This window comes from Photobacterium sp., assembly GCF_057456235.1.
The window spans coordinates 107350-123705 of the sequence record NZ_JBVCPH010000001.1; the positions used below are offsets into that span (position 1 = coordinate 107350).

Consider the following 16356-nt stretch of genomic DNA (forward strand, 5'->3'; position numbering starts at 1 on the left):
AGTAACAACACAGGGAAAAGTTTGATACAACAGCCAGTTGTACTTTTCCATATTATACCGAGGTAAAATTCGCTCATAGCACCCGGTACCCAATGCCGCATTTAAAGCGCGAAGTAAATCAAAACCGCTTTTGACTGTTCTTTCGCAGGCGCTGCTGATGTAACGCTTCCATTGCTTCTCTATACGAATTATCGCGATGCCAGAACAGGGAATAATCACCGCCTTGCCCTGGCTCTCGCAACAACAATAAGGCGATTCACCAGCACGCTTTTCTTGGTTGCCTGTGCTGATTTTAATTCACGCAGAACGCGCGCAATTTCTGAATCGAGATACTTTGCCGTTTTGGTTTTTACCAATGCCCGAATTACTTTTTCAGCATTATTTGGCACCGGTTGTTCTAACGCCCACAGATAGCTGTAATTGTTACCTTCACTAAGCTGTACAGATCCACTTTGTGGTAAGGCTTCTTTTTGCGGCTCAGGCACTAGAACGTCATCTGACCGTCCCAGACGCTTATAGTATTCGCAAACAATGGGGGATTTATGGTGTGGCAATTTGCCCGTCTGGTATAACTGAGGGCCCAGTTCACTGGCGATATCAACTTTGGCTTCCGGTACAAAAGAACTCGCATTTTTCATTTGCTGTGCCTTATTGCCAGTACTGCTTTTTGCACCGATATTGGTCATACTGTAATAGATTTTTGCGATGTTCTTAGCCCGGGTAAGCCCGACGTAAGCCAACCTTCGTTCTTCTTCCGTATCAGCAGATATACTGACCGCCGACTTATTCACGTAAGGGAAAGCATCTTTATCCCAATAGGGCAGATAAACCTGATTGTATTCACAGCCTTTGGCACGGAAAATGGTTGTAAGCTGAATACCTTGTGGATTTTTGTTCATTGAGGCTGATTGTTGCGAATAATATTCAAAATACTGCAAGGCTTTTTCACAGTTTTGATCCATCGAATCCAGCACCGTCTCAATACTGTCTAATCGCTCAATTGCTTCCTCAATTTCTGAGGCTGTCGATTCTGTTTTCCAGATCCAATTGTCAAGCTGGCTTTCTCTTCGATACTGACGATAAACATCTAAGGCTTTGAACGCCCCTTTTCGCGCTAATCGCACAATGAGATCAAGCCTGTCGAGCAAATTATCAAACTTACCGTCACGATCCGCAGTCTCAAGGTTCTTAGCAAACGTATCCCACTTCGCTGCTGGTATAACGGCCAGCTCGTCACAGATCGGACGCAGTTGCTTATTCGGCACATAACAGTGCGGAAAGCATAGCAGGTTAAACAGCAGCGTTGATTTCTGCTGATGGCTCCACTCATCATAGCGACCGGTTGCAACAGACATCAGATCGATCAGTAATTTCACTTCACGGCTATTGGCCAGCACCGAGGGAACCGGCATCTGATAAGCAATCTGCTTACTTAAGAAAGCCAGTTCAAACAGTAGGGTCTGAGACCAGCGTCTGACCAGAATCGCAACCTCGGAGGCATCACCACCGCTGGTAATATATGCCTGAACAGATTCAATGATTTCCCCGACCTGACGCGCACTTCCCGCCACTTCAACTTGCGTATCGGCAACGTTATCGTGCGAAACGGTCAAAAAATCATGAAATCGCTGTTTGTTATTGGCAATAAGATGGCTTGCCGACAGCGCAAGGCTATGACCAAAGCGGAATGTTCTCGACAGTGAGTAAGTACTCGCCGGCGAAAAATCCGTTTCGAAATTGAGCATGAATTGCGGTGCACTTCCACGCCACTTGTAAATACACTGGTCGACGTCACCAACGGCAATCAGCTGAGCTTGCGGCCCTAGCAGCTGCTTTAATAATTGATACTGCGCTGTATTAATATCTTGAAATTCATCAACCACAATCAATTGGAATTGTTGATGGTAGTCGTTTCGTAGTGCCTCTGAATTTTTGAGCACATTGACTGATTCGACAAGCCAGTCATCAAAGAAAAGTAATTTGTGTTCTTTGCGTAACGTCTCAAACTGCCAATACGCATCAATAATAAATCGGTACTCACGGTTGATATCGGATAATTCGAATACGTCTTTCGGCGCCATCATATGCGCTTTAACTAGGCCAATAAAACTCATCAGCAGTTCGATTGACTTAGGATCTTTGATCAGCTGCTGGCGTTGATACCCTTTCTCGTGCCCCGCCAGCGTTCGAAGCACGGATTTGGCCAATGCTTTATCCCGATCACCCTCCTGAAAATCGAGCTGGTAGCCCGTTTCTCTTAAGTATCCGGTCTGATTAAGCAGCTTTAGACAAAAACTGTGGAAGGTATGGACCGGTACGGCGTCGCTTACCCCGGAAGTTTGCAGCTTATGTTGAAAATCGGTGCGAATGTCCCGGTTAAACATCATAACCAGCATTGCACTCGCAGGTATGCTGGCCAGTTTATGCTTGATAAGACCTACCAGCGTGGTCGTTTTCCCCGTTCCGGCTCCCGCCACACATAAAGCATTTCCGGTTTGATGATGAATAAATGCTTGTTGTTCAGGGGTAAAACGTGTCATGGGTATAACCAAATCTCAAATCCTATCGAATAAAGAGGATTCTGCCATAGTTGAGCGTTATATTCCCTAAAAAGGCAACAACCTCAACTGACACCTCTAATTCGAATGACAATGGAAAATTAAATAATTATTGAATCAAAATCGATTAAAGCCAAGGCAGTGAAGCTGGCTTCAATGAAATTTCTTACGCAGTAATTTGGATATATTAAGCCCGGCAAACTGAGGCCGGGCTTTTTCTTCTGGTTTATGTTTTTCAGGTTTAGAGCTTAAATCGGCCGACCTCTTGCCCAAGCTCTGAAGCCAGCAGGTTGAGCTCTTCTGCCTGCTTAGCGGCTTCCAAAGACTCTTCGGCTAAATTATCGGCAACATTTTTTACGCCTTCAGTATTGCGACTAATTTCAGATGTCACCGAAGACTGCTCTTCTGCTGCTGAAGCGATTTGGGTGGCCATATCACTGATTTCACTGATCGCATGCGAAATTCGCTCTAAGCTCGATCCCGCTTCGTCCACATCATCCACACTGGTTGCAGCAAGTTGATGGCTATCTGACATTACTAATACCGCACGTTGGGTTGTCGATTGTAGCGTCTCAATCATTTGCTGAATTTCTTCTGTTGACGAGTGCGTACGTTGTGACAGCACGCGTACCTCATCCGCTACCACCGCAAATCCCCGTCCCTGCTCGCCGGCTCGAGCAGCTTCAATAGCGGCATTAAGCGCCAGTAAATTCGTTTGTTCAGCAATCGAGCGAATAGTCGCCAAAATCGTACTGATTTGCTGCGCGTGGCCGTTCAATTCTTCGATAATTCCCACCGCATTGGTAACTTCTTTTTCCAGCTCTCCAATAGAGCTCTGACTCTTGTTTACCTGATCGTAACCGTCGCTGCTCAGCGTCACCGCCTGAGTGCTGGTTTTTGCGGTGTTTTCAGCGTTTCCGGCAATTTCCTGAGTTGCACTAGCCATTTCAGTAACAGCCGTTGCAACCATCGTGATTTCGTCCTGCTGCAGGCGGATATTCTGATGTCGCGCAGCTGCCGCTTGAGAGGTTACTTTTGCCTGATCGTTCAACTGTACCGTTATTTCACTTAATCGTGTGACCATCTGATGTAAACGCGCAACAAAAACATTGAAATTAGAAGCCAGTTTTCCGACCTCGTCATCACTGCGGGTGCTGATACTCACGGTCAGATCACCTTCACCATGGGCGATATCAGAAAGCGCATCACTGACTTTGGCTAATTCAGCCAGCTGGCGGTTCACAAACCACGCTGTACCGCTCCCCATCGCAAGAAGAATCATCAGACCAAACAGCATCTGCTGTAAGACCATATTTCTCAAAGGCGCTTCAAGCACGTCGATATCCATAACAAACGCAAGAAGCCATGTTGTGTTAGGAACACGTTCGATCTTCACGGCCATTTCCTGACCGTCAATTGTTGTTTTAAAGAAGCTGTCGGAACTCATTTCCCGGCGTAAATTCTCCAGTGCAAAACCCTGGCCTATTTCCGCGGTATCTTTTAAGACTAAGTCTTTGTTTGGGTGCGCAACAATGATCCCGCTGTTATCGAGTAACATGGCATAACCTTCACCCAAAACAGGCATTGAAATGACGTCCTGGGTAAGCTTATCTAATGCTAAGTTAGATGCGGCAACCCCGATCACCTTACCATTATTACGTACAGGATCCGCCATAGTCACCACCAGCGCGTTCATCGTATGGCTCACATAGGGCTTGGTGGTAATAAAGTTGTCTGCTGCGAATGCTTGTTTATACCAACCTCGGGTTCTCGGATCATATCCCGCAGTATTGAGCGACGGATCCTGACGGAACATTTCTCCCTTTGCGTTACCATAATAACTTAAACCAAATCCACCTGACTTATAGGTTTGTTTAAGGTGCGAAACAATATCGAGTGACTGATCATTTTCAATTGCTTCTTTAAGGCCCTCTATCGCATGTCTTTTCCCTAGTATCCAGTCACCAATTCCCATCGCATGGGCCTGCGCTGTATTCGTACTTTCACTTTCAATAGCACGCCACGCTTCCTGCTTCATTTCAGAATATGAAACAATGCCAAAAGACGCTGCGGTCACGGTAATAGCGACCACACTGGCTAACACCAGTTTTGCTTTTAATGTGAGACTCATCGATACCACCTTGATGTGCAACCACTTTTATATTTAAGTGTATGATTTTTATATGTTATAGCTAGAAAGTATCCATAAAATGCTATAAATACAATAATTGAAGTGCAACAAGTTGAACCTTGTTCAGTAATATAGTGCCGGATTTGGAAAATATAGGTAGAGAAAGGAGCCAGTACCAGAGAGGCCAGAGCCTCTCAAATCGCAAATGAACATTGATATAACAGTTAGGCGATCAAAAAACGGCCAGATGTAAACGCGGCCACTGATGCTGATCTTCATCAACATAAACGGTTATCTTGATCCTCGATGCGTAAGGAAGCTCGATACGGCTTAAATGGGTATCATCCTTCGGTAGCTTGAGCAGTTGCTGAATAAGTTGTCTTATGACTCCTGCATGGGTGACCACTAGCAGATGTTTCCCCGCGTGATCACGAAGCAGCTGCTGGAAAGCATTTCGAATCCGGCTATCGAACGCAACCAGCGCCTCACCGTTGGGCGGTGTATGCGACCAGGGATCAGCCCAATACTGACTTAAGCGTTCTTTCTCTTGCTGCCACAGCTGCGCGTAGGGAATGCCGTCCCAGTCACCAAAATCAATTTCTTGCCACTGTTCGATAACGTTTACCGGCCTTCCTGCCTGTTGCCCGAATCGCTTGGCAAAGGCTGCGCAACGAACAAGCGGTGAGGTAATAATACAATCAATACCCGACGTACTCTCTGGCTGGCGATCCAAAGCCTGTTGCATCTGCTCCCACCCTACCGGGCTCAGAGGAACATCGGTTCTTCCTCGCATGCAGTCACTGTCTGTTGGCTGGCCATGCCGTAATAACTCGATTGTTGTGGTCGTCATAACTACGCCTTTAAACGGTTAAGATCAGCGAATGATATCAGTTTTGTGTTAATGACATTACGGCGGTTTCACCAGAGATCGTGAGTAGTGCCCGCAACCGTTCGGGTAACTATGCCGCCGTATTACAACTAATGACGTAAATCCAACTCACTGGCGACGCCTTTCAGTATTTGCGGCAAGCCCGCCATTACGAAAACCACCCGATCAGCCTGCTTTGCAATTGCCTGATGCAACCATCCGGCTTCGTCAACAAAGCGACGCGACATTTCCCCCATCGGGACAATGCCCTGCCCGACCTCGTTTGACACTAAGATGACTTGCCCCTGAGCCTGATCTAGTGCTTCTAACAGTTGTGCTTTTGCATCAGACCAGACGAGATCGTGCTCACCAAACAAACAGTTGGTGAGCCATAACGTCAAGCAATCAACCAGCAGACAGCTGCCGGGAATACTGTGGCAACGTATTGCTTCAGCCAGTGCCAGCGGCTCTTCAATAACCGGCCAATGTGCCGGTCGTTGTTGCTGATGATGGATGACACGCTGCGCCATTTCATCATCATCCACGGTGGCGGTCGCAATATATTTAACTGTCAGCCCCGACTCTTTGGCTCTGCGTTCCGCGTAGCTGCTTTTGCCAGAACGTGCTCCGCCTAGAATAAATTCAACGTGCCCCATTCGCGTGTTCATCTCATATACCTTCCGACCAAGTTATTATTGTTGGGTGATTTTCAGTAAGTATCGTTAAGGAAGTTGTTCCAATTCATAACCATACACGCCACTATATCATTAAGTTTGTGCGCCAAGTATTGAGATGAAAAACGGCTGATATTGAAGTGTAATTAAAATCAAAACTAATATAAAAATATTTTTATATTAATATCCATACACTTAAAGATAACTTTAAAACCAGCTGCCTTGCATATTACATGGTTAATTATTTTTATGAAGGGATCTGAAAATCAAGTTGAGTGTTCTTTTCAACACCATGCATACCCACCATGATGCGCAACCGACTAACATGAATATTTCTCAGCCTAACAAACTATTTCACAACAAGCAGTTATACAAAATATCCATCCTCATCACACATATTTTCAACACTTCTCTTTAGAATCTATTCTCTTTGCCGATAAAATGATCAGTAACACATAAAAAATAATTTTTAGCTCTCGTTGAGGGAAGGATCCTATGAAGTTCAACCACAAAGTTGTCGCGACTTCTTCAGCTATACTACTAGTTGCACTTTCGCTGCTGTCTGCAAACCAATATTTTAATATCAAAGGAGAAATTGAAACACTTGTGACGAAAAGTGTGGATGAAATTGTGTCCGGAATTGGTAATACCGTTAACGCGGAGTTAAACAGCCGAAAAGCACTTGTCCGCTATGCCGCCAGCATGATCGAAGAGGATCTGTCACTGAATAATATCGAATCGATAATCAGCCAACCCACGATCAAAAACACTTTTTTATTGACCGGGGTTGGTTTTGAAAATGATGGCTCTTACATCAGTAATGATCCTAATTGGAACCCGGGAACATCATGGGATCCAAGAAGCCGGCCTTGGTATAAAGATACCAAAAATGCCCGGGATCTTATTATTACGGCTCCCTATGCAGACTCTGTGACTAACGAAATTTTAGTCTCCATCGCGACGCCAGTCATGGAAGCAAGTCAATTCAAAGGTGCCATTTTTTTTGATGTCAGCCTGGCGGGTATGGCTAAAACAGTGAACAAGGTGTCGCTGTTTGATGCCGGTTACCTCTTTTTAGTTTCAGAAAATGGCACTGTTATTGCGCACCCAGATACCAAAATGAATGGCCAGCCAATGTCTGCATTCTTAAGCGGGATCTCCATATCAAATTCTATCCAAACCACAGAGCTAGACGGCAACCAGGTTGATGTATCGTTTGCCAAAATTGAGGGGCAGCGCTGGTTTATCGGTGTTGTACTTGATAAGAGCATCGCTTATGCCGCCGTTGATGAGTTAAAAACTAATTCCATAATTTATTCATTAGTTGCGCTGGTACTGGGCATCATTGCACTGTTACTACTGATTAAAGTGTTAATGCGCCCGCTTCAAGTGCTTAATGCCGCTATCCAGAATGTTGCCTCCGGTCAGGGCGACCTGACCCAACGTCTTGATACCAATACTGATGAAGAGTTTGCTGAATTAGCGCGAGGGTTTAATGCCTTTACTGAAAAACTCCAGAATCTGATCATCCAAACCAAAGGTCTCAGCCAGGATATCATGGAGGGTACCGAGCAAACGGCGGCAGGTGCCAAGCATTCCGCCAAAGCGATGGCAACCCAATTGGAAGAGTTAGAACAATTGGCGACAGCGATGAATGAGATGGCCTCGACATCTTCTGATGTGGCAGGCAATGCCCAGGGCGCAGCGGCTGCCGCACAAGAAGCAGATAACGCCGTCATTGATGGCAGCAATATTGTTTCGCACACCTCAACAGCGATTTCTGACCTGTCGATTCAAATCGACCAGGCCGTCGAGGTGGTTAAACAGCTCGAACATGCCACCGGGAATATTGAAACCATCTTAAAAGTAATTAACGAGATTGCCGATCAAACCAACCTGCTGGCACTGAATGCGGCCATTGAAGCTGCACGTGCGGGTGATTCTGGCCGTGGCTTCGCTGTGGTTGCTGATGAAGTTCGTACCCTGGCTCAGCGTACTCAGCAGTCGACCACAGAAATTCGCCAGATGATTGAGCAACTGCAATCGGGGGCAAGTTCTGCCGTGGCGGTGATGGGACAAAGTAAAGAAACAGCAAGTAGTACTGTGATCAAAGCACAAGAGGCTGACGAAGCATTGGAGCGTATCCGAACTGCGATTCAGCAGATCAGCGATATGAATATGCAAATCGCCTCTGCCGCTGAAGAGCAAAGCCTTGTTGCCGAAGAGATAAACAGTAATACCCTTAAGATTAAAGATCTTTCGGTGCAAGTAGCTGACGCGGCAGATGGTGCCAACGCCGCGATGGACATTCAGATTAATACTGTACGGGAACAAGATAGCATCATGAATAAGTTTATCGTCTAATTAAACTTATCGACTAGCGAATAAAAAAGGCCGAGTATCGGCCTTTTTTATTATTCAAATAGCAGATATTTCCTGCACACGAAAACGCTACAAAATCAGATCGAAATTAACCAAACCCTAACAAGTCACCACTTATACATTTATTCATATTCACTCTTTATTTTACTTATAATTGCAATAAATATTAACACCAAGTATTAACTCATTTATATTTTTGTATGGGGTCAAAAAGTTAACAAATATTAAATTTAATACTTAAGTACTAATTGAATACCACTGAATGACTACTCTATGATCTCGTTACAGATAGATTTGTTAAATATAAAGCGACTTAAAGATTCTATTTATAAATAAAAATAGCAGGTGGTATTATGAGTAGTGTTACGAATCAAGAAAGCGGGGAAAAGCGCTCAAGGGAGTGGCAATCCTTCCTTTTCATAACCATTTTCCTCTTCCCTATTCTCAGCATAATGGCTGTAGGCGGGTACGGTTTTATTGTCTGGATGATGCAGATCTTTCTCTTAGGTCCTCCTGGTCATGGTTAATCAAAAAAACATGCTGGATTTACTGAAATTATTTTAAAGAGAACAGATCATGAAATCATTTTTAACCAAAGTCTGGGCGTCAGTCTCTCGCCCTAGTCTGCATATTAGCCTGGGTGTACTGACCTTAGGCGGCTTCATCGCCGGTGTTATCTTCTGGGGAGGATTTAATACCGCGCTAGAAGCAACAAATACCGAAGAGTTTTGTATTAGCTGCCATAGCATGGAAAACAATGTCTATCAGGAACTGCAAGAAACGGTTCACTGGAAAAATAATTCCGGTGTGCGCGCGACTTGTCCTGACTGTCACGTACCCCATGACTGGACAGCAAAAATCGCCCGTAAAATGCAAGCAAGTAAAGAAGTTTTCGCCCAAGTATTTGGTGTCATCGACACTCGTGAAAAGTTTGAAGAAAAACGAATTACGCTTGCTCAGCACGAATGGGATCGCTTTTCTGCCAACAAATCTCTTGAATGCAAAAACTGTCATAACTATGACAGCATGGATTTCGAGAAGATGAGACCAACTGCCCGTATCCAGATGAAACAAGCGGCTGAACGTGACCAAAGCTGTCTGGATTGCCATAAGGGTATCGCCCATAACCTTCCTCATAATATGGACAGCACCGGCGGCATGATCGACCAGCTTGAACAGCTTGCAGCAAATACCAAGTACGAAGAAGGCAGGGACTACGTCAGCGTTCGTCATCTTCCTCTGTATGAAGACAAAGCCATGGCAACGGAGGCTGGTTTGCTGAACCCGGCGTCAAGTGTCAAAGTTGTTGATCAATCCGGTGATGCTATTTTGGTAGAAGTCGCAGGCTGGCGCAAAGTAAAAGGCTTTGGTCGTGTGATCCAGGAAGACTTCGGTATGAACATCCCGGTTGGATCTTTACTCAAAGAAACAGCACAAAACGATGCCCTGATCGAGAAATTTGAAATCAAAGAAGACGAACTGACCGGTCTTCCTTGGCAGCGCATTAATACCAAGTTGTGGATGAAGAAAGAAGCGCTGCTTGCTGATGTTCAACCTGTCTGGGAACAAGCAAAGCAGTCTTATCAGACCAACTGTTCAGTGTGTCACACCCAGCCAGCAGAAGATCACTTCGATGCTAACACCTGGCCAGGAATGTTCAACGGCATGATGGCCTTTGTGAACTTCGACACCGACAGCAAAGCCCTGGTATTGAAGTACCTGCAAAAACACTCATCAGATTTTTCTGAAGCTAAACACTAAGCGATTGATGGAGTAATAAGAGTATGTCTGTTAGCAGAAGAAGTTTTCTTAAAGGCATTGCAACAACCAGCGCCGTATCTGTCATTGGCCCGAGCCTGTTAGCTTCGTCAAAAGCAATTGCCGCAGAAACAACCGGAACCTGGAAAGTATCAGGTTCACACTGGGGTGCGTTCCGTGCCCACATCTATGCGGGCAAGGTGCAGGAAATCAAACCGCTGGAAATGGATAAATACCCGACCGAAATGCTGGATGGCATTAAGGGGATCATTTACAGCCCGTCGCGCGTTCGTTACCCGATGGTGCGCCTTGACTGGCTGAAGAAGCACAAGTACAGCGGTGAAACCCGCGGTAATAACCGTTTCATCCGCGTTACCTGGGATGAGGCATTAGACCTGTTCTACCGTGAGCTTGAGCGCGTTCAGAAAGATTACGGTCCTTGGGCACTTCACGCAGGTCAAACCGGCTGGCGCCAGACCGGTCAGTTCCACAGTTGTACCAGTCACATGCAGCGCGCTGTGGGTATGCACGGTAACTACATCACTAAAGTCGGTGATTACTCTACCGGTGCCGGCCAGACTGTACTGCCGTATGTTTTAGGCTCAACGGAAGTCTATGCCCAGGGTACCTCATGGTCTGAAATTCTCGACCACAGTAAGAACATTGTGCTTTGGGCAACCGATCCGGTTAAGAACCTGCAGGTCGGCTGGAACTGTGAAACCCACGAGTCATTTGCATACCTGGAGCAACTGAAAGACAAAGTGGCGAAAGGCGAAATCAATGTACTGTCGGTTGACCCGGTTAAGAACAAAACGCAACGTTACTTAGGTAACGATCACATGTTCATTAACCCGCAGACTGACGTCGCATTCATGCTGGCCGTTGCGCATACGCTATACACTGAAGATCTTTATGATAAAAAGTTTGTTCAAACTTACTGCTTAGGTTTTGATGATTTTGTCCCTTACCTGACGGGTGAGAGTAAAGATAAGATCGAGAAAACCCCTGAATGGGCAGCCGAGATCTGTGGCGTAACCGCTGATGAAATTCGCGACTTTGCCCGTATGCTGGTGTCTGATCGCACTCAGATCCTGTTTGGTTGGTCTATTCAACGTCAGCAGCATGGTGAACAGCCATATTGGATGGGTGCCGTTATCGCGGCAATGGTTGGCCAGATTGGTCTGCCTGGCGGCGGTGTCTCTTATGGTCACCACTACAGTTCAATCGGCGTTCCGTCGACAGGCTTTGCCGCACCCGGCGGCTTCCCGCGTAACGTGGATCAGGGCCAGAAGCCAAAGTGGGACAACAACGATTTCAACGGCTACAGCCGCACTATCCCGGTCGCGCGTTGGATCGACTGTTTGCTTGAGCCCGGCAAAGAGATCAAATACAACGGCTCAAAAGTAAAACTGCCCGATTACAAAATGATGGTGATCAGCGGTAACAACCCTTGGCACCACCATCAGGACCGTAACCGCATGAAGCAGGCTTTCCAGAAGCTGCAGACGGTGGTAACGGTTGATTTCGCCTGGACCGCAACATGCCGTTTCTCTGATATTGTTCTGCCGGCTTGTACCCAGTTCGAGCGCAATGATATCGACGTTTACGGCTCATACAGCGGCCGCGGCTTGCTTGCGATGCAAAAGCTGGTTGATCCTCTGTATCAGTCAAAAACTGACTTTGATATCTTCACCGAACTGTCCCGCCGTTTCGGTCGCCACAAGGAATACACCCGTGGTATGGACGAGATGGAATGGGTACGCTCACTGTACTCCGACTGCCGCGATGCGAACAAAGGCAAATTTGAGATGCCTGAATTCGATGAGTTCTGGGAAAAAGGGGTACTCGACTTTGGCGAAGGTAAACCATGGGTTCGCCATGCTGACTTCCGCGAAGATCCGGAAATCAATGCACTAGGTACCCCATCAGGCTTTATCGAAATCTTCAGCCGTAAGATCGACCGCTTTGGTTACCAAGAGTGTCAGGGCCACCCAATGTGGTTCGAAAAGAGCGAACGTTCTCACGGTGGTCCCGGATCGGAGAAACACCCGTTCTGGATGCAGTCTTGCCACCCGGACAAGCGCTTGCACTCACAGATGTGTGAATCGGAACAATACCGTGCAACCTACGCCGTTAAAGGCCGTGAGCCAATTTACATCAACCCGAAAGATGCAGCCGCTAAAGGCATTAAAGACGGTGATCTGGTGCGCGTATTTAATGACCGTGGCCAACTGCTGGCTGGCGCTGTTCTTACCGACAGCTACGCGCCGGGGGTGGTTCGAATTGAGGAAGGAGCCTGGTATGGTCCGCTGAACGAAAAAGTCGGTGCCATCTGTACGTATGGCGATCCGAATACCCTGACTCAGGATATCCCTTCATCAGAGCTTGCGCAGGCAACCAGTGCAAATACCTGTCTGGTTAATTTTGAGAAATATACTGGCGTAGTTCCCCCGGTGACTGCATTCGGTGGCCCACTAGAAGTTAATTAAGGCAAACCTGATATTATGTAGCTAACGAAAAAGCCGCCTGTTCTTTAATACAGGCGGCTTTTTTACTATCGTTATTCTTTGCCCGCGCTCATGCCTGCACCCACCCATATGTCCCTCTTTTCACGTTCGTATTTTTAACAATAGTCAGCAGTTCAACTATCCATCAATGGTTGATGATTCTGATATTGAGGCGTAAATTGATGTTATAACAAATAAGAGAGAGTCTGAATGTGTTGGCTTATATCCTTGAAATGGTATGCATTGTTGCTTTTGCACTCAGTGGCGTAATGGTTGAATCAAACAGGGGGAAAGATATTCTCAGCGTATTGCTGCTAGGCTGGGTAACGGCCCTCGGTGGCGGAACGCTTCGTGACATTATCATTAATGCCGATCAAGTCTTTTGGATTCGTGATCCTACCTATTTCTGGGTTGCACTGGGAAGCAGCTGTGCCGGCTTTTTTCTCATAACCGAGATACGAAAGTCAAAAATAGAAAAGATGGTGATTTTATTCGACACCATCGGTGTCTCGCTGTTTTCTGTTCTGGTAACCGCTAAATTGCATTCAACAGGCTATGCCGCTTATGTTGCCATCTTTATGGGAATGGTCACCGCCGTTTTTGGTGGCGTGATCAGAGATATTCTCGCCCATCGCGTGAACATGTTTAACAACACCGAACTCTATGCGACTCCCGTTATTTTGGGCAGTAGCTTGTATATTGTGATGCACAATATAGGGTTTATTGATTATATCGCATCCATTTTTTGTATGACACTCATTGTCATTATGCGGCTATATGTGGTGGTAAAGCATGTCAGATTTCCAGATTTTTTAGTTTTAAAATAACCGCCTTTCATCGTTATTTTTATATGAAAAACAAAGTGCAAACAGTAACCAACTGATACAAACGGCCGATATGCAACCAAAGGATGGAGAGTAATAATGGACGAGATTATTTCCGGCAAGCAACCACATCGAGTGTTAACTGAAATCGATGACCAACTTTGTAATTTGGTACAAGACCTCGATATTCTAAACAGTGTTACCCCAAGCAATTATAAACAAGAGCGCGAACGTTTTTTTGCTCACCACTACTCTATTGAACCTAATTTTTGCTATCAAAGTAACCCGTTTGATGCTCATCAAGCCAAGCGTGCGTTGTATGAATTGCCAGTCGAAAGGATCCTCAATGACGACCTTAAACTTCTCTATACTGACATCATTCAGTCCTACGCTGATAAGCTCGATCAGCTCAGCTCGATAGGTGAAAATGACTTCTTGTATAATTCACTCCGATACTATGGTGAACCGAGCATTAAGGATATTAAGAACGCTAATTTTTTGTTGCACTTGCCGAATGAAGAAGAAGACGCTGCCAGCTACGATGCAAAAAAAATTGAAGCGTTCATGCGTGATTTTGCAGAGCAACACGGCTATGAATACAATCTGATTATCAGTGATAACATGATCGCAAATGCGCTCGTGGTAGGCAACAACGTCAAAATAAACAGCGCAGCCAAGCTATCACGTCAAGAGCTCAATGCGCTTGCCCATCATGAGCTGGGTGTACATCTGCTCACAACATTAAACGCAAGATCTCAACCCCTCAAGCTCTTGAATTTAGGCTGTCCCGTGAACACCACCACCCAAGAAGGTTTAGCTATCTTATGTGAATACCTTTCCGGTCACTTTAGTATCAAGCGCCTGAGAACATTGGCACTACGCGTCGTCGCAGTAGAATCAATGATTAAAGAGCGAGATTTTCGGTCCACCTTCCTACTCCTTAAAGAGCATTATAATACCGATGACTTAACAGCATTTACGATCACTGCAAGGGTTTATCGGGGCGGTGGCTTCACGAAAGACTACTTATACCTAAAAGGCTTCAGTGAAATCCTCAATGCATACAACGAAATGGGGAGCGACTTTAACTATCTGCTGTGCGGTAAGACCGAACTGAAATATATCCCTCAAATCAAACGCCTTATTGAACAAGATATATTGCTCGCACCTAAACTGATAAGCCCTGCGATCACTGATCCACAGGTGACAAATCCAATATATCAGTTTGTTACCCAAGCACTTCGGTAATAGGCTGAATAATATATAAACGTCGAGAGCGTCCAATTTCTCCTCGACGATCCGAGGAGTATTAGTCATCTTTTTACAAATAGTAACAATGCTTTTCCACTCTGATCGAAACAAAAAAGCAAACGTTTGCTTTTTTACTGGCAGCGGTGGCTAGTTCTGGTATCATTTGCCTCAGAAGTCGGCTAACCGCTCTGTCGGTTGTTAGCCGTTAATCGCATGCTTTACCATCGTATTGATTTTTGAAAATAGGAATTTCACCATGAGCCTTGCTGATCAAGTCCTTGCTGTAAATGATGATCTGCCGATCCGTACCGACAAACCTGTTCACAGCGGTAAAGTGCGTTCGGTCTACTGGCTGACTGACGCCGACAGCCGCCGCCTGATTGAAGAAAAAGGCTACGATGTGGCACCCGATGCGCCGCTGGCCATCATGGTGATCAGTGACCGTATTTCAGCCTTTGACTGCATCTGGCATGGCGAGGGCGGTCTGAAGGGCGTTCCCGGTAAAGGCGCGGCATTAAACGCTATATCCAATCACTGGTTTAAGTTGTTCCGCGAAAATGGGTTAGCTGACAGTCATATTTTAGACATTCCCCACCCGTTTATCTGGATTGTTCAGAAAGCAAAGCCGGTCATGATTGAAGCTATCTGTCGTCAGTACATCACGGGCTCAATGTGGCGTGCGTATGAAAAAGGCGAACGTGATTTCTGTGGTATTGAAGTACCAGAAGGCTTGAGTAAAGATCAGAAGCTGCCAGAGCTATTAATCACACCGTCGACTAAGGGCATTCTAGAAGGCATACCCGGTGTTCCGGCCGTTGATGATGTGAATATCACCCGTAAGAATATCGAAGAAAATTTTGCGGCTTTCAACTTCCGCAACCCTGCTGATATCGATTATTATGAAACCCTGCTTAAAGAAGGCTTCAACGTCATCAGCAATGAGCTGGAAAAACTGGGCCAGATCTTCGTTGATACAAAATTTGAATTTGGTTACGTGACAGATGCAAGCGGCAAGGAAAAGCTGATCTATATGGATGAAGTCGGTACCCCTGATTCATCGCGTATCTGGGACGCAGCCGCTTACCGTGACGGTAAAATCATTGAGAACTCCAAAGAGGATTTCCGTCAACTGCTGCTTAACCACTTCCCTGATCCCGATATTCTTCTCAATAAAGATCGTATGGAAGAGCGTGCAGCGCTTGCCCGTGACAATGCGCTGCCTCAGGAAGTGCTGATGCAGGTATCTAAAATCTACACCGGCATTGCGGAAAAAATCACTGGCAATAAGATTACCTTGAGTGAAAACCCTAAAGCGGAAATCGTGGCGATTCTTCGCCAAGACTATGGTTTGGTTGATTAGGGTTTAATTGACTAGGATTTAGTTAATTAGACTCAGCAGCTCC

The 16356-nt window shown here is 45.8% G+C and carries 11 protein-coding genes; 7 read left to right on the forward strand and 4 right to left on the reverse strand.

The features are described from left to right. Nucleotides 1–215: 215 nt before the first annotated feature. The 4 genes from AC2204_RS00450 to cobU form a co-directional block, all read right to left on the reverse strand. The gene (locus AC2204_RS00450; protein WP_318923311.1) at nt 216–2540 is read right to left on the reverse strand and encodes an ATP-dependent helicase; all 2325 of its coding nucleotides are present in this window, start codon (nt 2538–2540) and stop codon (nt 216–218) included. A 259-nt stretch (nt 2541–2799) separates the two neighbouring features. Beyond that, a complete protein-coding gene (locus AC2204_RS00455; RefSeq protein WP_318923313.1) occupies nt 2800–4689 on the reverse strand; it encodes a methyl-accepting chemotaxis protein in 1890 nt (629 codons plus the stop codon). 232 nt (nt 4690–4921) lie between these two features. Beyond that, the gene (locus AC2204_RS00460; protein WP_318923315.1) at nt 4922–5539 is read right to left on the reverse strand and encodes a histidine phosphatase family protein; all 618 of its coding nucleotides are present in this window, start codon (nt 5537–5539) and stop codon (nt 4922–4924) included. A 128-nt stretch (nt 5540–5667) separates the two neighbouring features. Next, a complete protein-coding gene (gene cobU, locus AC2204_RS00465) occupies nt 5668–6225 on the reverse strand; it encodes a bifunctional adenosylcobinamide kinase/adenosylcobinamide-phosphate guanylyltransferase (RefSeq protein WP_318923317.1) in 558 nt (185 codons plus the stop codon). A gap of 501 nt (nt 6226–6726) precedes the next feature. Here cobU and AC2204_RS00470 point away from each other — a divergent pair. The 7 genes from AC2204_RS00470 to purC all read left to right on the forward strand — a co-directional run bounded on the left by AC2204_RS00470 (nt 6727) and on the right by purC (nt 16313). Further along, nucleotides 6727–8595 carry a methyl-accepting chemotaxis protein gene (locus AC2204_RS00470; RefSeq protein ID WP_318923318.1) on the forward strand — a complete coding sequence of 623 codons (1869 nt, stop codon included), beginning with the start codon at nt 6727–6729 and terminating at the stop codon, nt 8593–8595. 371 nt (nt 8596–8966) lie between these two features. Next, complete coding sequence (torE, locus tag AC2204_RS00475; RefSeq protein ID WP_318923320.1) at nt 8967–9140, forward strand: trimethylamine N-oxide reductase system protein TorE; 174 nt, start codon at nt 8967–8969, stop codon at nt 9138–9140. 49 nt (nt 9141–9189) lie between these two features. Further along, nucleotides 9190–10374, forward strand: a complete 1185-nt coding sequence (torC, locus tag AC2204_RS00480) for a pentaheme c-type cytochrome TorC (protein WP_318923322.1) — start codon at nt 9190–9192, stop codon at nt 10372–10374. Nucleotides 10375–10397: 23 nt separating this feature from the next. After that, complete coding sequence (gene torA / locus AC2204_RS00485; RefSeq protein WP_318923324.1) at nt 10398–12860, forward strand: trimethylamine-N-oxide reductase TorA; 2463 nt, start codon at nt 10398–10400, stop codon at nt 12858–12860. Between the two features lie 230 nt (nt 12861–13090). Beyond that, complete coding sequence (locus AC2204_RS00490; protein ID WP_318923326.1) at nt 13091–13705, forward strand: trimeric intracellular cation channel family protein; 615 nt, start codon at nt 13091–13093, stop codon at nt 13703–13705. A gap of 96 nt (nt 13706–13801) precedes the next feature. Further along, nucleotides 13802–14950, forward strand: a complete 1149-nt coding sequence (locus tag AC2204_RS00495) for a flavohemoglobin expression-modulating QEGLA motif protein (RefSeq protein WP_318923328.1) — start codon at nt 13802–13804, stop codon at nt 14948–14950. 259 nt (nt 14951–15209) lie between these two features. After that, nucleotides 15210–16313, forward strand: a complete 1104-nt coding sequence (gene purC / locus AC2204_RS00500; protein ID WP_318923329.1) for a phosphoribosylaminoimidazolesuccinocarboxamide synthase — start codon at nt 15210–15212, stop codon at nt 16311–16313. Nucleotides 16314–16356 lie beyond the last annotated feature (43 nt).